The organism is Streptomyces glomeratus, assembly GCF_021462825.1.
Lineage (GTDB): Bacteria > Actinomycetota > Actinomycetes > Streptomycetales > Streptomycetaceae > Streptomyces > Streptomyces glomeratus.
On sequence record NZ_JAKEEB010000001.1, the window covers coordinates 394141 to 414827 of the forward strand.

The window sequence follows — 20687 nt, forward strand, 5'->3', positions numbered from 1 at the left end:
CCGTACGTACGGGGGAGGTCACGGGCGTGGGGGTGTGACTCCGGCCGCACTTTTCTAAGCGCTTGCTTTTTTCCGGCCGGGGTCGCGGGAAAGGGCGCGTGACCGGGAGCCGGGGTGGTCTCTCACGGAAGTCTGCGCTCCGGGGCCGGGGCAGTCGAGCCGGGACCCGGAGCGGGTGCGGTGGGCGGCCAGGCCGCTGGTTCCGGTTCCGTGGCCGGGGCCGCGTCCGGGGTCGGGAGACGCCGGCGGCGACGCCGCTTGAGGAGGGCCCAGGGGCCCCGGGGGCCCGTCGGGAGGGCGGCCGTGACCTCGGTGCCCGCCTCCGAGGCCGCCTCCGCAGCCGCACGGGCCACCGGCAGGAAGCCCTCGCGGCGGGACGCGTCCGGGCGCTCCTCCTCCGCCGGCCACAGGCCCAGGGCCGCGCAGACCGTCGGCAGGACCGCCATCGCCGCCGTGGCATAGCCCTCCGCCGAGGGGTGGTAGTTGTCGGGGCCGAAGAGTTCGCGCGGGTTCGCCGCGAACTCCGGGCCCAGCAGGTCGCCCAGCGACACCGTGCGGCCGCCCTGCTCGACGACGCCGATCGTCTGCGCCGCGGCCAGCTGACGGGAGGCGCGGCGGGCCAGCCAGCGCAGCGGCTGCTGGACGGGCTCGATGGTCCCGAGGTCGGGGCAGGTGCCCACCACGACCTCCGCGCCCGCCGTGCGCAGCCGGCGCACGGCGGCCGACAGATGGCGCACCGAGCGCGTGGGGGGCATGCGGTGCGTCACATCGTTCGCGCCGACCATGATCACGCAGATGTCGGGGACCGGATCCGGGCCCTCCAGCGCCGACGTCACCTGGCGGTCGAGGTCGTCCGACTGCGCTCCGGGGAGAGCCACCACCCGCAGCTCCACCGGGCGTTCCGCGACCGCCGCGAGCCCCGAGGCCAGCAGTGCGCCCGGCGTCTGGCGGAAGCGGCGCACGCCCTGTCCCGCGGCCGTGGAGTCACCGAGCATCATCAGCCTCAGTGGCGGTCCGTCCACACCGGCGTAGCCCCGTCCGTACAGTCCGTCCGCGCTCGGCGGCTGGGGGCTGTGCCCGTTGCCCACCTGGCGCTTGGCCAGCTGCACCTCCGCGAGCAGCAGCCCGACGGCGGCCGCCCCGGCCAGGCCGATTCCGCCGCCGCCGTACGCCGCGCCCGCCGCGATGCGCCGGGCCACCCTCGCCCTCGACATGCTCGACATGCGTCGCCACCACCTCCTCGAAGCCGTACATCCACTGCTTGCCCCGTACACACCGTCGTCCAATCTCAACGGCGCGTGATTGCCGGGACCTCCGCGGCAAACCGTCCTGGCGCGGGAGCGCTTACGCTGGCGGGACCATCACGACCATTTTTTTGCAAGCAACCGGAGACAACGGTGCAATTCCACGACTCGATGATCAGCCTGGTCGGCAACACGCCGCTGGTCAGGCTCAACCGGGTGGCCGCCGGAATCCAGGCGACCGTCCTCGCGAAGGTCGAGTACTTCAACCCCGGCGGTTCCGTGAAGGACCGCATCGCCCTGCGCATGATCGAGGCGGCCGAGCAGAGCGGCGAGCTCAAGCCCGGCGGCACGATCGTCGAGCCGACCAGCGGCAACACGGGCGTCGGACTCGCGATCGTGGCCCAGCAGAAGGGCTACAAGTGCATCTTCGTGTGCCCCGACAAGGTCTCCACGGACAAGATCAACGTTCTGCGCGCGTACGGCGCGGAAGTGGTCGTGTGCCCGACGGCGGTGGCCCCGGAGCACCCGGATTCGTATTACAACGTCTCCGACCGGCTCGTCCGGGAGACCCCCGGCGCGTGGAAGCCGGACCAGTACTCCAACCCCAACAATCCCCTTTCGCACTATCACTCGACCGGCCCCGAGCTGTGGGAGCAGACGGAGGGGAAGATCACCCATTTCGTCGCGGGCGTCGGCACGGGCGGGACCATCTCCGGCACCGGGCGCTACCTGAAGGACGTCAGCGACGGCCGGGTGAAGGTCATCGGTGCCGACCCCGAGGGCTCGGTGTACTCGGGCGGCTCCGGGCGGCCGTACCTCGTCGAGGGCGTCGGTGAGGACTTCTGGCCGTCCGCGTACGACCGGACCGTCGCCGACGAGATCGTCGCCGTGTCCGACAAGGACTCCTTCCAGATGACCCGGCGGCTGGCGAAGGAGGAGGGCCTGCTGGTCGGCGGCTCCTGCGGCATGGCGGTCGTGGCGGCGCTGGAGGTCGCCGAGCGGCTGGGACCGGACGACGTCGTCGTCGTGCTGCTGCCGGACAGCGGCCGTGGCTACCTCAGCAAGATCTTCAACGACGAGTGGATGGCCGACTACGGCTTCCTGGAGGACGCCGGCCCGAGCGCCCGCGTCGCGGACGTGCTGAGCGACAAGGAGGGCGGCATCCCCTCCCTCGTCCACATGCACCCCGACGAGACGGTCGGCCAGGCCATCGAGGTGCTGCGCGAGTACGGCGTCTCGCAGATGCCGATCGTGAAGCCGGGCGCCGGCCACCCCGACGTCATGGCGGCGGAGGTCGTGGGCTCCGTCGTGGAGCGCGAGCTGCTGGACGCGCTGTTCACCAAGCGTGCCTCGCTGGACGACCCGCTGGAGAAGCACATGTCGGCGCCGCTGCCGCAGGTCGGCTCCGGTGAGCCGGTCGCGGATCTGATGTCCGTGCTCGGCACGGCCGACGCCGCGATCGTCCTCGTCGAGGGCAAGCCGACCGGCGTGGTCAGCCGGCAGGACCTGCTGGCGTTCCTGGCCAAGGGCGGGAAGCAGTAGAGAACGTCCGGTGAACCGGGCGTGTCGGCGGCGCACGTACGGTGACGCGCGGGGGCGGGGCTTCTCGGAAGTGGTACGAGCGCGTCACGTCCGCGCAGCACCCGCTTAACACGCATCCGGCACATTGGTGGGTGTCGGCAGGGCGGGAGCGGCTCCCCGCCCGGACCGGCAGCGAAACGGCGCCAAGGACCTCCGGAGCGGCTCCCGGACCTCCATGGACGCCATGGACGCGCAAGCCCGGCCCTGACCCGGCCCGCGTCCCTCGCGGGGACCGCCGTCGTCCCGCCCCCCGGCAACGGGGGTGCGGCGGTCCCCGCGCATCTCTTTTCCGGCCGTCCCCGCACCCTCTTTTCCGGCCGTCCCCGGTCCTCTTCCCCGGCCTTCTCCCGGGTGGCTTTCCCGCCGCTCTCAGTCGTCCCAGCCGTCGGCGCCCGAGGGCCGATGGCGGCGGAACAGGCCCGGGGTGGTGCGGGCGGCCTGGACGGCGTTGACCCCGACGATGCCCGCCCAGGCGGCCAGCAGGCCCGGCAGATGGCCGAGGCTGCCGCCGATCGCCGACAGAGGTATCGCCAGCACCAGCGAGACGATGCCGAAGCCGAAGCGCTCGCCCCAGGAGTCCATCGCCCGCGGGGACCGGGCGTCGCGCGCCGCCACCATCCGCTGCTCGGCCAGGTGCCTGCGCAGGCGGCGGTCGACCGCGCCGTCGATGCGCTGGTCGACCTTCTCGAGGAACGACTCGACCAGCGCCGGCTCGTACTCCTCGCCCAGTTCCCTGCGGGCCTGCAGGGTGGCGTCGAGTTCTTTCCTGAGGTCGGCGCCTCGCGCCTCCATTCCGGTCATGCGCACCACGTTAGGGAGCCGGAACGCCCCGCGGCACTGGGGAAAGCCCCCCTCTTCGGGGTGAGGTCCGCCCGGAGTCCCCCGGGACTCCCGTCCGGGCCGCCGGGCCGACGCGGGCAGCAGCGAGACCAGCCCCGTGTCCAGGTAGCACCGTGCCGCCGCCACCCGCGCCGGCCCGAAGGCCGGGTCCGCGCGGATCGCGTCGCGCACCCACGAGGCGCGCGCCCGGACCGTGAGGTCCAGCCAGTCGCCGGGCAGCGCCCGGGTCCGGCGGGCGGCGGCGATCTCGTCCACCAGCAGCCGCAGAACACAGCAGCTCCTCGAGCCCCGGTCGAGGCCGGCAGTGCGGCGATCGCGCCGGGGACGGTGACCGGCGGGCGAAGAGCCGCGCCGCGAGCGGGCGACGCGGCGGGTCCGGCCACTGCGCCCACGGCCGCGGCCGCCAGAAGGGCCCTGCGCTCCAAGACCATGACGCCTCCTCCGGGCCGTACCGTCCTGGGACGAGGAGGAGCGCCGCGCTCACCGGGGGCGTTGAGCGCGGCGCAGGTGCACCGTAGGCAGCCGTGTGGTCACCGTGTGTGTTGGTTTGATGACGCTTGGTTGATTCGTCGTCGGATCATCGCCGCCCCGATACCGCGTCTTGATCGTCAGCCGGCGCATCCGTCCGCGTACCCCGGAGTGCACGCCGTGCGGGCGGCGCACGTGCCCCCGCCTGCATATCGCCATGCAGGTTTCTTGGTGTTTGAATAGGTGGACATGACCCGGGAACAGGGGCCCCGGACGCGGAACGCCGCACGCGGAACGCCGCACGCGAACATCTTGAGGGGGAGCACGTGATGAGCGTGACCGACAGCGCTGCGGCACGGTTGCAGGCGCTCTTCGAGGGACACCGGCTCACGCCGACCCAGCGGCGCATCGCGCACAGCATGGTTCGGCGCGCCGCCGACGTGCCGTTCCTGTCGAGCGTGGAACTGGCCGAACTCGCCGGGGTCAGCCAGCCGTCGGTCACCCGGTTCGCGGTGGCCCTCGGCTTCGACGGCTACCCGGCGCTGCGCAAGCATCTGCGCGAGGTCGCGCCCGTGGAACAGGCCGCGGAGCCGGGCGTGTACAACGAGTACCAGCAGGCCGTCGAGGCCGAGATCCAGAACCTGAAGCACCTGGCCGAGCTGCTGGCCGACCCCCAGCCCGTGCGGAAGGCCGGACGGATCCTCGCCGCCTCCCGCCCGCTGCCCGTGCTCGGCCTGCGGGCCGCGGCCTCCCAGGCGTACGGCTTCACATACTTCGCCGCCAAGGTCCACCCGGACGTACGGCTGCTCCACGAGGGCGGCACGATGCTGAACGACCGCATCGACGCGGCCGTACGGGCCGGTGCGAGCGCCCTGCTGTGCTTCGCGCTGCCCCGGCATCCACGCGAGGTCGTGGACGCCCTCGGGTACGCCCGGCAGGCGGGTCTGACGGTGGTCACGGTCGCCGACTCGGCGTTCGCGCCGGTGGCCAAGGTCTCGGACCTGCTGCTGCCGGCCGCCGTGGGCACGGGGCTCGCCTTCGACACGGCCTGCGCGCCGATGCTGCTCGGCCGGGTCCTGCTGGAGGCGATGTGCGACGACCTGCCGGACGCCCAGGCGCGCCTCGAGGAATTCGATGTGCGGGCGGCGTCCCGGGGGCTGTTCGTCGAGTAGCCCCGTTTTTTCAGACTCGTCTCACGTTGGCTCGTTAGTCTGCGCGCACCAAGGCGCTGAACCGGGTGAGACAGGAGGCTGAGGGTGGCGCGCGGAGGTCAGGGACTTGCACGGGTGGCCGTCGTCGTACGGGCCGGGGCCGCACCGCTGTGGTGGCTCGGGGTGCTGGCGGCCGGTATCGGGGTTCTGGTGCCCGGAGTGACGGGGCGCCGGATCGGCGTCTTGGCCGGGGCGGGGCTGTTCGTCGTCGCCGCGGCCGTGGTCGGGTACGCGCGCCGCAAGCGGTACACGGCTCTTGCCCGTGGCGCCGCCCGCGCCGGCAAGTACGACGTGCTCCAGGACCGCGCGGTGACCGTACGGACCTGGCGGCGCGGCCACCGCTGGTGGCTGCTCGCCGCCTTCGCCGCTGCGCTCGCCGGCTCCTTCGCGGTGCCCGCCGCCGGAGGGATGCTGCTCGCCGGGACGGGCACCGGGCTGCGGCTCAAGGCCGCCTGGCTCGGCCGCCGCGAGCGCGCCGACGAGGCACTGCTGTGGGTGCGGGTCGACTGGCTCGCCCGCGGGGGCGCCCCCGCGGGCAAGCCGGTCAAGGGCTACCGCAGCACCGGCATCGCGGCCGGCGACGCGGCCCCGGGCGGGGCGCGCCGCCGTACCGCGGAGCTGGTGTAGCGCGGGCCGGGAGCGGACGGGCCGGGAGGTCAGACCTCCAGGTCCTCCTCGATCTTCCTCAGCTGGTGGCGCGCCATCGCCAGGTTGGCGCGCTTGGCGTCGAGGACCAGATAGAGGAACAGGCCGTTGCCGCCGCGGCCGGTCAGCAGCCGGATCAGGTGGTACTGGTCGGACAGGGTGATCAGGATGTCCTCGATCTGCCCCTTGAGTCCGAGGTGCTCCATGGTGCGCAGCTTGGCCCGTACGACATCGGTGTTGCCGGCGGCCGCGACCGTGAGGTCGAAGCTCTTGCTGCCGCCCATCGTGCCCAGCGCCATGCCGGTGGTGTAGTCGACGAGAGCGGCTCCGGTCGCGCCCTCGATGGAGGCGAGCGCCTCTTTCAGCGCGGTTTCGGTGTTGGCCATGTGTGCGTGTGTCCTTTCAACTTTCCGTGGTGGTGCGCGCGTTCGCGGCCGAACGTGGGCTCGCGGGGGTGCGCGCGGTACGGGTCCGCAAGGGGGCGGACCTGGCGGTGGTATCGGTGGCGGTTCTCGCGGTACGGGCCCGTGGCGGCTCGGCCCGCGGGGCGGCCTCGTCGATCAGCTCGCCGATACGGCTGCTGGCGCGGCGGCCCTCCAGATGCAGCCGGCCGACGTTGACGCGGTCCTCGGCGAGCAGGGTGAGGACCGCGCCGCGGCCCGCGGCGTACGTGGCGACGTAACCGTGGACGCCGCGGACGAGCAGTTCGCGGAAGTCGCCCTGTCCTGTCGCGTCCGCCAGCCGTATGGCGACGCCCAGCGCAGCGGCGGTGAGCGCGGCGACACCCTCGGGTTCGACGCCGGCGGTGTCCTGGGCGAGGACCAGTCCGTCGACGCTGGCGGCGAGGGCGCCGGTCAGCTGGGGGATGCGGGTCCTCAGGCGGCGGAGTTCGTCGAGGACCTCGGGCTCCGCGTCCATCAGGGGTCTCCTCTCGGCGGGGCGTTGGCGTTCGAGCCGGTCAAAGGGCCTCCAGCGCATCCCTCAGCCTCTTCAGCAACGTGATGTGGGGGTCGGCGAAAGGCGATGACAGATCGGTGGGTGCGGCCCTCGGGGCCTCGTGCGGGGGTGACGGGGCCTGCGGCACCGGGCCCGGGCCGACGCCCGGGGCCGCGCCGAGGGCGGGGAACGGGCTCGGAGCCGGGCCGGGAACGGGCACCGGGCGGGCCGTGACGGCGCCTGCCGCCGCCAGACGCCGTACGTCGACCAGCGTGTGGAACGCCGGGCGGCCCAGCGCCCGGGAGATGTCCGCCGCCGTGCGCACTCCGTCGATCCGGTCGAGCACCTCCCCCTGGCGGGGCGTGACCGACGTGACCACCGGATGGCCGGTGCGCAGGAGAGGGGCCTCGTCCGTGGCCGGGTCGGGCCAGATGCGGTGCAGCAGCTCACGGCGGCGCACCGTCTCGCGCTCCACCCCGGCCACCGGTACCGGGCGCACGGGGCCCAGCCAGTGCGCCTCGCCGTACCGGAAGCGGGCGGGGGCGCTGCTCGGGCCCAGGACGAAGTACGCCGCGTCGTACAGCGCCCCCAGATGGCACAGTTCCAGGGCGCCCTCGCTGATGAGGCCGCTGTCGACCAGGAACCGTCCCACCCGGTGGCGCGTCCCCGCCTCGGCGACCGCCTCGCGCCAGCCGTCCTCGTCGAGCGCGCCGCGCGCGATGAGCAGGGCGTCGAGGCCGGGGGTCGCGGGGCTCTCGGCGTACACCACCTGGCCGTCGGCCAGATGGAGCAGGCCTCCCTCGCGCATCAGCACTCCGGTGGCCCGTTCGGCGGCGAGCCTGCTGAGCATGGGGGACAGGCCGCCGCTCGGGATCTGCGTGCGCTGCCGCGTGGGCAGCGGGGGCGGCGGAGGAGTCGCGACCATCGTCATCCCAGCACCAGCCGCCCGGCCATCTCGCCGAGCCGGATGCGGGCGAGGGCGAGGTTGCCTTCCGCGCGGGCCAGCCACAGGTGCAGGAAGACGCTGCTGTCGAACGTCGTCGGGACGAACCGCAGCAGGTGGTAGCTGTCCCGGTTGGCGATGATCAGGTCCTCGACCGGGCACGCGTCGTCGGACCAGTCGGCGTCGTCCTCCGGGGCGAACGCGCGGTGTTCGGCGGCCAGCCGGGCCAGCTCCGCGGCCTCCGCCGCGGTCGTCTCGTGGTCACCGCCGGGTGCGTCCCCGACCGTGCCCAGCGCGAGCCCGCTGGTCCAGTCGACCACCGCGGCGCCCCGGGCACCGGGCAGTCGCATGGCTTCCAACAGGCACTCGTCGATTCCGGGCACCCTGGCTCCCCTCCCGCCTCTGGTACGGATGAGTGACTCTGAGGCTACGCAACGTGTGCGCGAAGGGGTGAGCGTTCTGGCATTTTCCAGTGGAACATGCGCGGAATCACTAAGGTGGGTCAACTGACCTTGTTCGCAAGGCGGTTGGGGCGGAGGGGGTGCCCCCTTGCCGACCTGCGGGTATGCGGGCGGTGCGCCCGGAGGGGGGCGCCGCCCCCGGGGGGGTGCTCGGGCTGCTCAGAGATCCGTCAGTGCGCTTACGCGCGCCCCGCCCGACTCGGCCACGATCTCCTCGACGGTCTGCGGCTCCCGTACGACCGCGAACCGGATGCCTCCGCCCTCGTCCGGCGCGTAGCCGTACACCCCCGGGCGGGCCAGGGAGTTGTACGCGTAGTGATGCGCGAAGTAGTACGCCCCGGTGTCCAGGGCCGCCGCGTGGTCGCCCGGCTCGAGCAACGGCAGCGCGTGTGCCTGGGCCAGCAGATCGCCGGCGAAGCACGCCGGCCCGGCCACGTCCTGCACCACGGTCGGCCCCTGCTTCGGGTGCCCCTTGGCGTCGTAGGCCGCGATCCGCAGCGGCCAGGACCCCGGCGCGTACACCGTGCGGGTCGCGACCTGCACGCCCGCGTGCGTGACCGCCACGGCCCGTCCGCCCGCGCGCTTGGTGTACTCCACCCGCGCCACCACGGTCCCGTGCTTGGCCAGCAGCGACCGCCCGAACTCCGTGACCAGTCCGTACCGCCCGTCGAACAGCCCCGGAACCGCCTCCGCCAGCAGCCGCGCGTACTGCGCGTACGTCGGTGTCGTGGTGTCCGACGTGAAGTTGACCGGCAGCCCGCCGCCGATGTCGATCGTGTCGATCCGGCGGCGGCCGATCCGCCGGTTGATCTCCTCGGCGAGCGCGTAGCTCTCCGCGATGCCCCGCGCCATCAGCGACAGCGGCACTCCCTGGGAGCCGGAGTGCGCGTGCAGCCGGGTCAGCCAGGGCCGGTCGGCACAGGCGCGGATCAGCCACTCGCGCGCCCCCTCGTCCCGCAGTGCAACCCCGAACTTGGAGGTCGCGGTCGCCGTGGACAGTGCGTCGATCGCACCGGCGCCGACCTGCGGGTTCACGCGCATCCCGAGCGGGGAGGACGTCTTCGTCTGCCGCATGAGGGCGTCGACGCGGTCCAGCTCCTGAGGGTTGTCCACGTTCACGGCGATGCCCAGCGCCAGCGCCTCCCGCAGCTCCGCCGTCGTCTTGGCGGGCGAGTCCAGCACCGTCCGTTCCGGCTCCACTCCGGCCGCGCGGGCCAGCGCCAGCTCCCCGGGGCTCGCCACCTCCGCGCCGATGCCCGCCTCCCGCAGCAGCCGCAGCACCGGGACCAGCGGGGTCGCCTTCACCGCGAAGGCGTGCAGCACCGGGGTGCCGGGCGCGACCACCGCGTCGAAGGCCGCCCGCAGCGCGGCCGCCGAGTCCCGGATGCCGACGACGTCCAGCAGGCCGACGAGGGGCGCGTCCGGCCCCAGAAGTCCCTGCTCGACGGCGCTGCGCACGGCCTCGTCCCGGCGCACCACCCGGTTCACGTCGTCGGGGCGCCCGTCCCCGTCCCGGTGGTTGTCGAGTTCCGTCCCGCTGTGCCTCATGTTCACCGCGTCCCCCGTCCGGTCGCGCCTCATGTTCGCCGCGACCCCCGTTCCCCCGTACCGCTCTTCGCGGCCCTGTCTCCAGCCAAACACCCCCGCGGCCGCCGTGCTGGCGCACGAACGTATTGACTAGCTCTATTCATGACGCGAGGATGTGAATAACCACTGCAACAGTCCCCGCGCGCCCCCCACCCGGCCGCGTGCGGCCGTCCACCAGGAGGCAGACCATGTCAGGACCCCGCCCCGTCCGAGCACCCCGCGGCACGGAACCGAGCGCCCTGGGATGGCAGCAGGAGGCCGCCCTGCGGATGCTGCAGAACAACCTCGACCCCGAGGTCGCCGAGCACCCCGACAAGCTGGTCGTCTACGGCGGCACCGGCAAGGCCGCGCGCGACTGGCGCTCCTTCGACGCCATGGTCCGCACGCTGAGGACCCTCAAGCAGGACGAGACGATGCTCGTCCAGTCCGGCCGTCCCGTCGGCGTCATGCAGACCCACGAGTGGGCACCCCGCGTCCTCATCGCCAACTCCAACCTCGTCGGCGACTGGGCCAACTGGGAGGAGTTCCGTCGCCTGGAGGCCCTCGGGCTGACCATGTACGGGCAGATGACCGCCGGCTCGTGGATCTACATCGGCACCCAGGGCATCCTCCAGGGCACCTACGAGACCTTCGCCGCCGTCGCCGCCAAGAAGTTCGACGGCACCCTCGCCGGGACGATCACCCTGACCGCCGGCCTCGGCGGCATGGGCGGCGCCCAGCCGCTCGCCGTCACGATGAACGACGGCGTCGCGATCTGCATCGACTGCGACCCGCGCGCCATCGAGCGCCGCATCGAGCACCGCTACCTGGATGTGAAGGCCGACTCCCTGGAGCACGCCCTCCAGCTCGCCGTCGAGGCACGCGACCAGCGCAAGCCGCTGTCCATCGGTGTCCTCGGCAATGCCGCCGAACTCGTCCCGCAGCTGCTCGCCATGGGCGCTCCCATCGACATCGTCACCGACCAGACCTCGGCCCACGACCCGCTGTCCTACCTGCCGGTCGGCGTCGCCTTCGAGGACATGGCCTCCTACGCCGCCAAGGACCCGGCCGGCTTCACCGCACGGGCCCGGGAGTCGATGGCCCGGCACGTCGAGGCGATGGTGGGCTTCATGGACGCCGGCGCGGAGGTCTTCGACTACGGCAACTCCATCCGCGGCGAGGCGCAGCTGGCCGGATACGAGCGCGCCTTCGCCTTCCCCGGCTTTGTGCCCGCCTATATCCGGCCGCTGTTCTGCGAGGGCAAGGGCCCCTTCCGGTGGGCGGCGCTGTCCGGCGACCCGGCCGACATCGCGAAGACTGACCGGGCCATCCTCGACCTGTTCCCCGAGAACGAGTCCCTCGCGCGCTGGATCAAGATGGCCGGCGAGCGCGTCCACTTCCAGGGCCTGCCCGCCCGTATCTGCTGGCTCGGCTACGGCGAGCGGGACAAGGCCGGTGAGCGGTTCAACGACATGGTGGCGAGCGGGGAGCTGGCCGCGCCGATCGTCATCGGCCGCGACCACCTCGACTGCGGCTCCGTCGCCTCCCCCTACCGCGAGACCGAGGCGATGCTCGACGGCTCCGACGCGATCGCGGACTGGCCGCTGCTCAACGCCATGGTCAACGTGGCCTCCGGTGCGTCGTGGGTGTCCATCCACCACGGTGGCGGGGTCGGTATGGGCCGCTCCATCCACGCCGGGCAGGTGACGGTGGCCGACGGCACGCAGCTCGCCGGCGAGAAGATCCGCCGAGTGCTCACGAACGACCCCGGCATGGGTGTCATCCGGCATGTCGACGCCGGGTACGACATCGCGGAGTCGGTGGCCGGGGAGCGGGGCGTGCGGGTTCCGATGCGTGAAGGTGACGACGCGTGACGCACGGAGAACGCGCACGGGGCGGGGGCGGCGCCCCCCGGCCCGTGCCCGGCGGCTCCTTCCACGAGATGTGGCGGGAGCTGGCACCCGTCGGCCGGCACCCCGGCTCCGGCGGTTACCGCCGTTTCGCCTGGACCGGTGCCGACTCGGAGTGCCGGGCCTGGTTCGAGGAGCAGGCCCGGGCCCGGGGGCTCGTCCACGAGGTGGACCGGAACGGCAACCAGTGGGCCTGGCTGGGGGATCCCACCGCAGGGGACGCCGTGGTGACCGGATCGCATCTGGACTCCGTGCCCGACGGCGGCGCCTTCGACGGGCCTCTCGGGGTCGTCTCCTCCTTCGCCGCCCTCGACGAACTGCGGGCGCGGGGTGTCGAGTTCGGCAGGCCCTTCGCCATCGTCAACTTCGGGGACGAGGAGGGTGCCCGCTTCGGTCTCGCCTGCGTCGGATCGCGGCTGACCGCCGGGCAGCTCACCGTCGAGCAGGCCCACCGGCTCACCGACGGCGACGGGATCACGCTGCCGCGGGCCATGGAGGCCGCCGGATACGACCCCGACGCCATCGGGCCCGACCCCGAACGGCTCGGCCGTATCGGCGCGTTCGTCGAACTGCATGTCGAGCAGGGGCGGACCCTGGACCTGAGCGGTGACCCCGTGGGCATCGCCAGCGCGATCTGGCCGCACGGGCGGTGGCGGTTCGACTTCCGCGGCGAGGCCAACCACGCGGGGACCACACGGCTCGTCGACCGCCGCGACCCCATGCTGTCGTACGCGGAGACCGTCCTCGCCGCCCGCCGGGAAGCCGAACTCGCCGGTGCCGTCGCCACGTTCGGCAAGATCGCCGTGGAGCCGAACGGCGTCAACGCCATCCCCTCCCTCGTGCGCGGCTGGCTCGACTCCCGGGCCGCCGACCAGGCGAGCCTGGACGCCGTGGTCGGCGGCGTCGAGAAGGCGGCCCGTGAGTACGCGGAGGCCCACGGCATCGACCTCGACGTCGTCCGTGAGTCCTTCACGCCCGTCGTCGAGTTCGACCACGCCCTGCGCGACGAGCTCGCCCGCATCCTCGGCAAGGACCGGGACCCGGGGCTGACCGTCCCCGTCCTGGGTACCGGTGCCGGACACGACGCCGGGATCCTCTCCGGGAGCATTCCGACCGCCATGCTGTTCGTGCGCAACCCCACGGGCGTCTCCCACTCCCCGGCCGAGTACGCCGCCGAGGACGACTGCCTGGCCGGGGTGACCGCACTCGCCGACGTACTGGAAGGGCTGGTTCGCAGGTGACGCAGACGTACTGGCTGGAACACGCCTGGCTCGACCCCGCCGTCGAGCCGGGCGTCGCCCTGGAGGTCGCCGGCGGCCGCATCACCTCGGTCCGCAGGGGCGCCGCCACCCCGCCGCCCGGCGCCGAGATCCTGCGCGGGCTCACCTTGCCCGGGCTCGCCAACGCCCACTCGCACGCCTTCCACCGGGCCCTGCGCTCCACGGTCCAGGTCGGCTCCGGCACCTTCTGGACCTGGCGGGAGGTCATGTACTCGTTCGCCGACCGGCTGACCCCCCAGACGTACCACGCGCTCGCCCGCGCCGTGTACGCGGAGATGGCGCTCGCCGGTGTCACCGCGGTCGGCGAGTTCCACTACGTTCACCACACCCCGGACGGCACGCCCTACGCCGACCCCAACGCCATGGGCGAGGCGCTCATCGACGCCGCCGCCGAGGCCGGCATCCGCATCACCCTCCTCGACACCGCCTATCTCTCCTCCGGCTTCGGACAGCCGCCCAACGCCCATCAGCTCCGCTTCTCCGACGGCACCGCCGAGGCCTGGGCAGAACGCTGTTCACTTCTCAAAGAACGGGATCACGCGCGGATCGGTGCGGCCGTCCACTCCGTACGGGCCGTGCCGGCCACGCAGCTGGCGACGGTGGCGCGCTGGGCCGAGGAGCGGCGGGCCCCGCTGCATGTCCACCTGTCCGAGCAGACGGCGGAGAACAACGCCTGCCTGGAGGCCCACGGCCGCACCCCGACGCAGCTCCTCGCCGACCACGGCGTCCTCGGGCCGCGCACCACGGGCGTCCACAACACCCACCTCACGGACGAGGACATCCGGCTGATCGGCTCCACCTCCACCGGCACCTGCATGTGCCCGACCACCGAGCGGGACCTCGCGGACGGCATCGGCCCGGCCAAGGCACTCCAGGCGGCCGGCTCCCCGCTCTCGCTGGGCTCCGACAGCCACGCCGTCATCGACCTGCTCGAGGAAGCGCGCGCCATGGAGCTCAACGAGCGGCTGCGCACCCGCACACGGGGCCACTGGACGGCGGCGGCGCTGCTGCGGGCCGCCTCCGCCGACGGGCACGCCGCACTCGGCTGGGAGGGAGCGGGGGTACTGGAGGCCGGTGCGCCCGCCGACTTCACGACGATCGCGCTCGACTCGGTCAGGACCGCGGGGCCGCTGCCGCGGCTGGGCGCGGAGACGGCCGTCTTCGCCGCGACGGCAGCGGATGTGCGCCATACGGTCGTGGGCGGACGGCACATCGTCCGCGACGGGGCGCACACACGCGTACCGGATGTGCCGCGGGCGCTGACGGACGCCGTCGAAGCCCTGCGCGCCTGACGTCCACCACCGGTCCGGCCACCCACGAGGAACCCATGAGCAGCAGCACGGTCATCACCAACATCGCCAGCCTGGTCACCAACGACCCCTCCCTCGGTGACACTTCGCCCCTCGGACTGATCCGGGACGCGGCCGTCGTCATCGACGGCGACCGCGTCGCGTGGATCGGTGAGTCAAGCAAAGCACCCGCCACCGACAACCGGGTCGACGCCGGCGGCCGGGCGGTGATCCCGGGCTTCGTGGACTCCCATTCGCACCTCGTCTTCGCGGGCGACCGCACCGAGGAGTTCAACGCCCGCATGTCGGGCCGCGGCTACTCGGCGGGCGGCATCCGCACCACGGTCGCGGCGACCCGGGCCGCATCGGACGCGGAGCTGGAGGCCGGCCTGGTGCGCTACCTCACCGAGGCCCTCCGCCAGGGCACCACCACCTTCGAGACGAAGTCCGGCTACGGCCTCACCGTCCGGGACGAGGCACGGTCCCTGCGCATCGCGTCCGCGCACACGGACGAGGTCACCTACCTTGGCGCCCACATCGTCTCCCCGGACTACGCCGAGGACCCCGCCGCGTACGTGGCCCTGGTCACCGGTGAGATGCTCGACGCCTGCGCCCCGTACGCCCGGTGGATCGACGTCTTCTGCGAGAAGGGCGCCTTCGACGGCGACCAGGCCCGCGCGATCCTCACCGCGGGCAGGGCGAAGGGCCTGCACCCGCGCGTCCACGCCAACCAGCTGTCGTACGGCCCGGGAGTGCAGCTCGCCGTCGAACTCGACGCGGCCAGCGCCGACCACTGCACCCACCTGACGGACGCCGACGTCGACGCGCTGGCCAACGGCCGTACGGTCGCCACGCTTCTGCCGGGCGCCGAGTTCTCCACCCGCGCGCAGTGGCCCGATGCCCGCCGGCTGCTCGACGCGGGCGTCACGGTGGCCCTGTCCACGGACTGCAACCCGGGCTCGTCCTTCACGTCCTCGGTCCCGTTCTGCGTCGCGCTGGCCGTACGGGACATGGGGATGACCCCGGACGAGGCCGTCTGGTCGGCCACGGCGGGCGGAGCCGAGGCCCTGCGCCGCACGGACATCGGCCGCCTCACCCCGGGCGCGTACGCGGACCTGGCCCTCCTCGACGCCCCGAGCCATGTCCACCTGGCCTACCGGCCCGGCGTGCCGCTCGTCACCGGAGTGTGGCGGCGAGGCGTGCGGGTGGTCTGACCGTCAGGTCGCGCCCGCCCGCCACCGCTGCTCCGCGCCCCCGGTCAGCGGCGACAGCGACAGGCTGCCGTCGTCGTTCGCGGTGAGCGCGGTCTCGATGGCGATGGCCGGGCGGATGACACCGTCGTCGTCCACGGTGAACATGAGGTTCCGGCCGTTGCGGCCGTAGACCGAGGAGCACTCCCAGACCCCGACGCCTCTGTCGACCGAGCCGCGGCTGTCCAGACAGAAGTCGGGGTCGGCGGACGACTGCAGGACACTGCGTTCGGAGTCCACGCGCCACCGCTGGCTGGAGGAGGAGGTGCAGGGCACCATGACGACGTCCGTGCCGTCGTAGAAATCCCCGCCGACCTCCAGGCACAGGCCCGAGGCCGCGTTCACCACCTGGGCGAAGGTGCCGTTCGGCGCATGGGACGGGGTGCGTTTCGGAGTCGGCTTCGGGCGCAGCGTCCGCGACGGCGTGGGACTCGGGGTCGAGGAGGGGGACGGGGACGGAGACGGAGAGGGGGACGCGGAGGTCGGGGAGGGCGTAGGCGCGGGTGCCGAGACCGTCGTCGTCACCGTCACCGGCGGCGGGTTCAGGGGTGTCGCGGCGGCCGGGGCGGAGTGCTCCGGCGAGCCGCCCGAGGACACGAGGAAGAGGAGCAGGGGGACGAGGGCCACGCCGAGGGCCGCCGAGGCCAGGGCCAGCCGGCGGGAGTGCGACCAGGAGCCCGTCGCGGCACCGGTTCCGGCCAGGGGCTCGGCCGCGCGGCGCGTGACGTAGGCCGTACCGCGCCACGGCAGCAGCCCCTCCGCGAGCGCCGCGCGCGGCTGGTCGCGCAGGACGGACAGTTCCTCGAACGCGGCCGTGCAGTGCGGGCAGTGCGCCATGTGGGCGTTCAGATCGGTGCTGTAGCGGGGCTGGTCCGGCCGTACGGACTCCTCGATCAGCCTGCGGAAGTCACCGCAGCGCGGGTCCTCGGAGGCGGCGAGCCGGGCTCTGAGGGAAGCCTGGCCGAGGGCCGCCAGCGCCCGCTGGGTGCGGTCCGCGACGTCTTCGGGGCTCAGGCCGAGGAAGACCGCCGTGCGGTCCTCGGGTTCCCCCTCCACGATCCCGTACCAGACGAGGCCCTGGGTGCGGGACGGCAGGGACCGGAAGGCGGCGAGCATCGGCGGGAGCGGACCGGCTGCTCCCGCCCGGCTCAGCACCAGCAGCAGGCCGGGGTCGAGGCCGCCCGCCCGCTCGTCGCGGGCCCAGGAGGAGGCCAGCCGTACGGTCAGCAGCAGAAGGTGGTGCCGCAGCGGGACACCGGGGTCGCTGCCGCGTGCCGCTTCTCTGGCCGCGAGGGTGAACGCCTGCGCCGCGAGCTGCCGTGCCGCCGACTCGCTCGTCGTGCACACACGGGCGTACTCGAGCACGGACGGCCGGTGCCGCGCGCGCAGCTCCTGGAGCGCCGGATAGACGCCGGGCGTGTCGGCCCGCAGCAACTCGGTGAGACGCACGTCGGACGCGTCCGCGTGCACCCCGCCAGTGGTCTCGACGTCGTTGTCGGTCCCGTCGGCCCGGGCCATCCACCTGCCTCCTCGCGCCCCCGCGGCCATGCGCCAGAACCCTGGCGTACCAGCCGGTTCGGTGGGTGACCATAGTGGTGGAAGGGGACTCCCGAGGAAAGAGGTTTCCCCGGGTAACTGACGGCGTGCCGCCGGGTGCCGTTACGGCAACCCCCCGTCGTACGGTCCGGGTTGCCGCACAGCGTCCCCACTCACTCCTCGACCGTGAGTCCCTTGCGCAGCCGTACCAGCGTCCGGGTCAGCAGGCGCGAGACGTGCATCTGCGAGATGCCCAGTTCCTCGCCGATCTCCGACTGCGTCATGTTGGCCACGAACCGCAGCGAGAGGATCTTCCGGTCCCGAGGCGGCAGTTCGGCGATCAGCGGCTTCAACGACTCGATGTACTCGATGCCTTCGAGGCCGTGGTCCTCGTATCCGATGCGGTCCGCGAGCGCGCTCTCGGAGTCGTCCTCCTCCGGCTGTGCGTCGAGGGAGCTCGCCGTATAGGCGTTGGACGCCGCCATGCCCTCGACGACCTCGTCCCGCGAGAGGCCGAGGCGCTCCGCGAGTTCCGTCGGGGTGGGTGCACGGTCGAGCTGCTGGGCGAGTTCGTCGCCGGCCTTCGCCAGGTCGAGGCGGAGTTCCTGCAGCCGTCGCGGGACGCGCACGGACCATGACGTGTCACGGAAGAAACGCTTGATCTCGCCGATGATCGTCGGCATGGCGAAGGTGGGGAACTCCACGCCCCGGCTGAGTTCGAAGCGGTCGATGGCCTTGATCAGGCCGATCGTGCCGACCTGGATGATGTCCTCCATCGGCTCGCTGCGCGTGCGGAAGCGGGAGGCGGCGAACTTGACCAGCGCCAGGTTCAGTTCGACGAGGGTGTTGCGGACGTACGCGTATGCGTGCGTGCCCTCCTCGAGCGACTCCAGCCGTTCGAAGAGCGTCTTGGACAGGGCCCGTGCGTCGACGGCCCCCACCTCGTCGTACGGGGGGATCTCCGGGAGATCGACCGGACCGCGCGGAGCGGGGACACCGCCCGGGTGTGCGGGGCCGGCTGTGGGGTACGCGTCCGGTCGTGCCGGAGAGGGTGCCGACGTCGCCCTCTTGTTCTGCGATGCGTCGAGCCGGGGTGACATGTGTCCTCCATCGTTCTCGGCATATGGCAGCCGATGCCAATACGTGCTCTACGGTGTGCGGCGCCTCCAAAGCCGGCCGTGTCGTACGGGTGTCCCTACTAGCCCTACCTGCTTTCGTCTGGCCGCCGCAAGTGCGCTCTGTAGTGAAATGTCCGTTTTAGTAGGGTTGTTCGGGTGTCGGGAAACGTGAGGAAGGCGTAGTGTTCGAGGGCGTCCACCAACAGCGACGACGTCGGGAGAGAGACGGCATGGACCGCGGGACGGTCGGCAGCGCACAGTCGGGCCGGCTTCTGGTCGAGGTGCGGCACGAAGGCACGAGTGCCGTCGTAACCCCGGCGGGTGAGCTGGATCACCACACCGCCGATTTGTTGCGTGAACCACTCGAGGACTGCCTCGAGAAGGGGTTCGCGCGCCTGGTCGTGGACTGCTCACGGCTGGAGTTCTGCGACTCCACAGGGCTGAACGTGCTGCTCGCCGCCCGGCTGAAGGCCGAGGCCGCGGGGGGCGGGATCCATCTCGTCGGGATGCAGCCCGTGGTGGCCCGTGTGTTCGAGATCACCGGGGCGGACGCCGTCTTCACGGTGCATGACACGCTGGACGCGGCCCTGGAGCAGTAATGCGGCGGGCGGGCCCCATCCTGGAGTGCCTCTCTGTGACCGGCGCGTTACAGGTGTCACAGGTTCCGGCCGAATCCATGGGTGTTCCATCGGTCCGGTCGGGCAGGAGACATGCTGAACATGTCGGCGGCCCCCGGCCAGAACCGCAGGAGAAGAGCCCTCGCGCACAGCACGAGCAACAACTGGCGAAAACGCCACCCATCCCCGTACTGAGACTTTTGAATCGTGAACTGGTGAATCGGTGAGGTGAAGCGCTGATGAGCACCACCCGGCCCTACTCGCCGGGCGACCGCGGCCCCGAGCCCAGCGGCGCTTCCGGGACGTCCGCGCAGGGGCCGCCCGCCCAGGGCGCCTCGTCCGGTGGATCCGGCGAGGGGGCGGCGCCAGGCCGTGGCCGGCAGGTCCGCAGGCTGAGCTTCGAGGACGAGAGCGGCGTCGTCCCGCTCGCTCGCGACTTCACCCGCCAGGCGCTGTACGCATGGGGCTGGCTGCCCGCCGCCACCGCCGACCACCGGGCCGCCGCCGAGGACGTACTGCTCGTCGTCTCCGAGCTCGTCACCAACGCCTGCCTGCACGCCGAGGGCCCGCAGGAGCTGCGGATCGCCTGTGACAACAAGGTGCTGCGCATCGAGGTCGCCGACCGTGGCGCGGGTCAGCCCGCCCCGCGCACCCCGCACCGCGCCGGGCGTCCCGGGGGGCACGGGATGTTCATCGTGCAGCGGCTGTGTCTGGACTGGGGGGTCGTGCGCACGCCCGGCGTGGCGGGCAAGACCGTGTGGGCGGAGCTGGGCGCCCCCGCCTGATCCCGCCCGGCCGCACGGCGGAGCCGCCCCGCGAGGCCGCACTCCCGTACGAGCTCTCCCTCCCGCGGCACGGACACCTTTACCCACCGCTCACCGACTGCGCGCCGGATCACCGCACATCCGGCGCGCACCGTGTCTTCCCTCCATACGACCCCGGGCGTACCTTGACGGCCCATCTGATGTGCCGTCAGGAATGAGGCGACCGTGTCGTACCACAAGCGAACCGCCGCCCTCGCGTCCGCCGCGGCCCTGGCCGGCTCGGCGGTGTTGCTGGCCGCGCCCGAGGCCCGGGCCGACGTCGTCGACGTCAACTACCGGTGCCAGACGCCGATCGGCGTCAAGACCGCCGTGTCGCCCATCGACATCAAGGGCGTCCGGAGCGGCAGCGGCTACAAGATCACCATGTCCTGGCAGAAGGGCGTCTCCTCCAGCCCGGTGGAACTGGGCAAGGGGGCGATGAACCCGAGCGCCACCATCGCTCTGGGCGGCGCCGACGGCGGCACCATGACGGTGACCGGCCCGGCCAACCAGACGGCGATCCCCCCGAACACCCCCATCAAGGTCAACGACCTGAGCGGCACCTACACCCCGAAGAAGACCGGCAAGGTCACCTTCACCGCGGCCGTGCTGACCATCAAGGCGCTCGGCACGACGACCACCTGCTCGCCCACCAACAGCCCGGGCCCGTCCCTGACCCTCGACGTCTCCGCCTCGGGCGGCGGCTCCTCAGGAACCTCAAGCTCATCAGGGTCGTCAGGCTCGTCAGGTTCCTCAGGTTCCTCAGGTTCCTCAGGTTCCTCCGGCTCCTCCACGAGCGGTGCGGGCTCCGGCGGCCAGCTCCCGCGGACCGGCCCCGACGACTCCGCCATCGCCCTGGGCACCCTCGGCGGCACGGTGCTGCTCGCCGGCGCGGCCGGGGTCCTCTGGCTGACTCGCCGCAACCAGGCGGCGCGCCCCTGAGCGCACCCCGCGAGGGGTGGCGCCGCGGCTCCGGACGCCGACCCGGT

At 72.7% G+C, this 20687-nt stretch carries 19 protein-coding genes; 10 read left to right on the top strand and 9 right to left on the bottom strand.

The features are described 5' to 3' along the window. Positions 1-122 precede the first annotated feature (122 nt). The gene (locus LZ604_RS01775) at positions 123-1223 is read right to left on the bottom strand and encodes an SGNH/GDSL hydrolase family protein (RefSeq protein ID WP_234511753.1); all 1101 of its coding nucleotides are present in this window, start codon (positions 1221-1223) and stop codon (positions 123-125) included. Between the two features lie 174 nt (positions 1224-1397). On the opposite strand from LZ604_RS01775, the gene LZ604_RS01780 reads away from it, so the two are divergent. Beyond that, positions 1398-2786, top strand: a complete 1389-nt coding sequence (locus tag LZ604_RS01780) for a cystathionine beta-synthase (protein WP_234511756.1) — start codon at positions 1398-1400, stop codon at positions 2784-2786. Between the two features lie 408 nt (positions 2787-3194). Here the strand turns inward: LZ604_RS01780 and LZ604_RS01785 are convergent, their stop codons facing one another. Further along, a complete protein-coding gene (locus LZ604_RS01785; protein ID WP_234511913.1) occupies positions 3195-3617 on the bottom strand; it encodes a hypothetical protein in 423 nt (140 codons plus the stop codon). Positions 3618-4462: 845 nt separating this feature from the next. Here LZ604_RS01785 and LZ604_RS01790 point away from each other — a divergent pair. After that, complete coding sequence (locus tag LZ604_RS01790; RefSeq protein WP_234511758.1) at positions 4463-5305, top strand: MurR/RpiR family transcriptional regulator; 843 nt, start codon at positions 4463-4465, stop codon at positions 5303-5305. A gap of 84 nt (positions 5306-5389) precedes the next feature. Next, positions 5390-5971 (top strand): hypothetical protein, encoded by a 582-nt coding sequence (locus LZ604_RS01795; protein WP_234511760.1) that lies wholly within the window; start codon positions 5390-5392, stop codon positions 5969-5971. A gap of 29 nt (positions 5972-6000) precedes the next feature. Here LZ604_RS01795 and LZ604_RS01800 read toward each other — a convergent pair whose 3' ends face one another. The 5 genes from LZ604_RS01800 to LZ604_RS01820 all read right to left on the bottom strand — a co-directional run bounded on the left by LZ604_RS01800 (position 6001) and on the right by LZ604_RS01820 (position 9877). Continuing rightward, complete coding sequence (locus tag LZ604_RS01800; RefSeq protein WP_234511762.1) at positions 6001-6375, bottom strand: roadblock/LC7 domain-containing protein; 375 nt, start codon at positions 6373-6375, stop codon at positions 6001-6003. Between the two features lie 16 nt (positions 6376-6391). After that, positions 6392-6907, bottom strand: a complete 516-nt coding sequence (locus tag LZ604_RS01805; RefSeq protein WP_234511764.1) for a roadblock/LC7 domain-containing protein — start codon at positions 6905-6907, stop codon at positions 6392-6394. Positions 6908-6947: 40 nt separating this feature from the next. Then, positions 6948-7856 carry a transcriptional regulator gene (locus LZ604_RS01810; protein WP_234511766.1) on the bottom strand — a complete coding sequence of 303 codons (909 nt, stop codon included), beginning with the start codon at positions 7854-7856 and terminating at the stop codon, positions 6948-6950. Next, a complete protein-coding gene (locus LZ604_RS01815) occupies positions 7853-8251 on the bottom strand; it encodes a hypothetical protein (RefSeq protein ID WP_234511768.1) in 399 nt (132 codons plus the stop codon). Before LZ604_RS01815 ends, LZ604_RS01810 begins: the two co-directional genes overlap by 4 nt. A 237-nt stretch (positions 8252-8488) precedes the next feature. Beyond that, positions 8489-9877: a type III PLP-dependent enzyme domain-containing protein gene (locus LZ604_RS01820; RefSeq protein WP_234511771.1), complete on the bottom strand. Its 1389-nt coding sequence runs from the start codon at positions 9875-9877 to the stop codon at positions 8489-8491. Positions 9878-10104: 227 nt separating this feature from the next. On the opposite strand from LZ604_RS01820, the gene hutU reads away from it, so the two are divergent. The 4 genes from hutU to hutI all read left to right on the top strand — a co-directional run bounded on the left by hutU (position 10105) and on the right by hutI (position 15588). Then, a complete protein-coding gene (hutU, locus tag LZ604_RS01825) occupies positions 10105-11769 on the top strand; it encodes a urocanate hydratase (RefSeq protein ID WP_234511773.1) in 1665 nt (554 codons plus the stop codon). A gap of 68 nt (positions 11770-11837) precedes the next feature. Beyond that, the gene (locus LZ604_RS01830; protein ID WP_234511919.1) at positions 11838-13046 is read left to right on the top strand and encodes an allantoate amidohydrolase; all 1209 of its coding nucleotides are present in this window, start codon (positions 11838-11840) and stop codon (positions 13044-13046) included. Then, positions 13043-14377, top strand: coding sequence for a formimidoylglutamate deiminase (locus LZ604_RS01835; RefSeq protein WP_234511775.1), 1335 nt, complete (start codon positions 13043-13045; stop codon positions 14375-14377). The genes LZ604_RS01830 and LZ604_RS01835 overlap by 4 nt, the downstream gene beginning before the upstream one ends. Before the next feature lie 35 nt (positions 14378-14412). Then, positions 14413-15588 (top strand): imidazolonepropionase, encoded by a 1176-nt coding sequence (hutI, locus tag LZ604_RS01840; protein ID WP_234511777.1) that lies wholly within the window; start codon positions 14413-14415, stop codon positions 15586-15588. Positions 15589-15591: 3 nt separating this feature from the next. On the opposite strand, the gene LZ604_RS01845 is transcribed toward hutI, so the two are convergent. Together LZ604_RS01845 and LZ604_RS01850 are read right to left on the bottom strand one after the other, a co-directional pair. Beyond that, complete coding sequence (locus tag LZ604_RS01845) at positions 15592-17142, bottom strand: RICIN domain-containing protein (RefSeq protein ID WP_234511779.1); 1551 nt, start codon at positions 17140-17142, stop codon at positions 15592-15594. 191 nt (positions 17143-17333) lie between these two features. Next, positions 17334-18260 carry an RNA polymerase sigma factor SigF gene (locus tag LZ604_RS01850; protein ID WP_234511782.1) on the bottom strand — a complete coding sequence of 309 codons (927 nt, stop codon included), beginning with the start codon at positions 18258-18260 and terminating at the stop codon, positions 17334-17336. Positions 18261-18508: 248 nt separating this feature from the next. Here LZ604_RS01850 and LZ604_RS01855 point away from each other — a divergent pair, with 248 nt between their 5' ends. The 3 genes from LZ604_RS01855 (at position 18509) to LZ604_RS01865 (ending at position 20640) form a co-directional block, all read left to right on the top strand. Then, a complete protein-coding gene (locus LZ604_RS01855) occupies positions 18509-18877 on the top strand; it encodes an STAS domain-containing protein (protein ID WP_234511784.1) in 369 nt (122 codons plus the stop codon). 257 nt (positions 18878-19134) lie between these two features. Next, on the top strand, positions 19135-19680 hold the full coding sequence (locus LZ604_RS01860; RefSeq protein WP_234511786.1) for an ATP-binding protein: 546 nt from the start codon (positions 19135-19137) through the stop codon (positions 19678-19680). A 204-nt stretch (positions 19681-19884) separates the two neighbouring features. Then, positions 19885-20640 (top strand): LPXTG cell wall anchor domain-containing protein, encoded by a 756-nt coding sequence (locus LZ604_RS01865; protein WP_234511788.1) that lies wholly within the window; start codon positions 19885-19887, stop codon positions 20638-20640. Positions 20641-20687: the final 47 nt, after the last annotated feature.

Coding starts and splice junctions, on each gene's coding strand:
- LZ604_RS01850 (WP_234511782.1), bottom strand. CDS start 18,260: ATGTCACCCCGGCTCGACGCATCGCAGAACAAGAGGGCGACGTCGGCA.
- LZ604_RS01820 (WP_234511771.1), bottom strand. CDS start 9,877: ATGAGGCACAGCGGGACGGAACTCGACAACCACCGGGACGGGGACGGG.
- LZ604_RS01855 (WP_234511784.1), top strand. CDS start 18,509: ATGGACCGCGGGACGGTCGGCAGCGCACAGTCGGGCCGGCTTCTGGTC.
- LZ604_RS01775 (WP_234511753.1), bottom strand. CDS start 1,223: ATGTCGAGCATGTCGAGGGCGAGGGTGGCCCGGCGCATCGCGGCGGGC.
- hutI (WP_234511777.1), top strand. CDS start 14,413: ATGAGCAGCAGCACGGTCATCACCAACATCGCCAGCCTGGTCACCAAC.
- LZ604_RS01790 (WP_234511758.1), top strand. CDS start 4,463: ATGAGCGTGACCGACAGCGCTGCGGCACGGTTGCAGGCGCTCTTCGAG.
- LZ604_RS01860 (WP_234511786.1), top strand. CDS start 19,135: ATGAGCACCACCCGGCCCTACTCGCCGGGCGACCGCGGCCCCGAGCCC.
- LZ604_RS01810 (WP_234511766.1), bottom strand. CDS start 7,856: ATGACGATGGTCGCGACTCCTCCGCCGCCCCCGCTGCCCACGCGGCAG.
- LZ604_RS01800 (WP_234511762.1), bottom strand. CDS start 6,375: ATGGCCAACACCGAAACCGCGCTGAAAGAGGCGCTCGCCTCCATCGAG.
- LZ604_RS01830 (WP_234511919.1), top strand. CDS start 11,838: ATGTGGCGGGAGCTGGCACCCGTCGGCCGGCACCCCGGCTCCGGCGGT.
- LZ604_RS01805 (WP_234511764.1), bottom strand. CDS start 6,907: ATGGACGCGGAGCCCGAGGTCCTCGACGAACTCCGCCGCCTGAGGACC.
- LZ604_RS01785 (WP_234511913.1), bottom strand. CDS start 3,617: ATGGAGGCGCGAGGCGCCGACCTCAGGAAAGAACTCGACGCCACCCTG.
- hutU (WP_234511773.1), top strand. CDS start 10,105: ATGTCAGGACCCCGCCCCGTCCGAGCACCCCGCGGCACGGAACCGAGC.
- LZ604_RS01845 (WP_234511779.1), bottom strand. CDS start 17,142: ATGGCCCGGGCCGACGGGACCGACAACGACGTCGAGACCACTGGCGGG.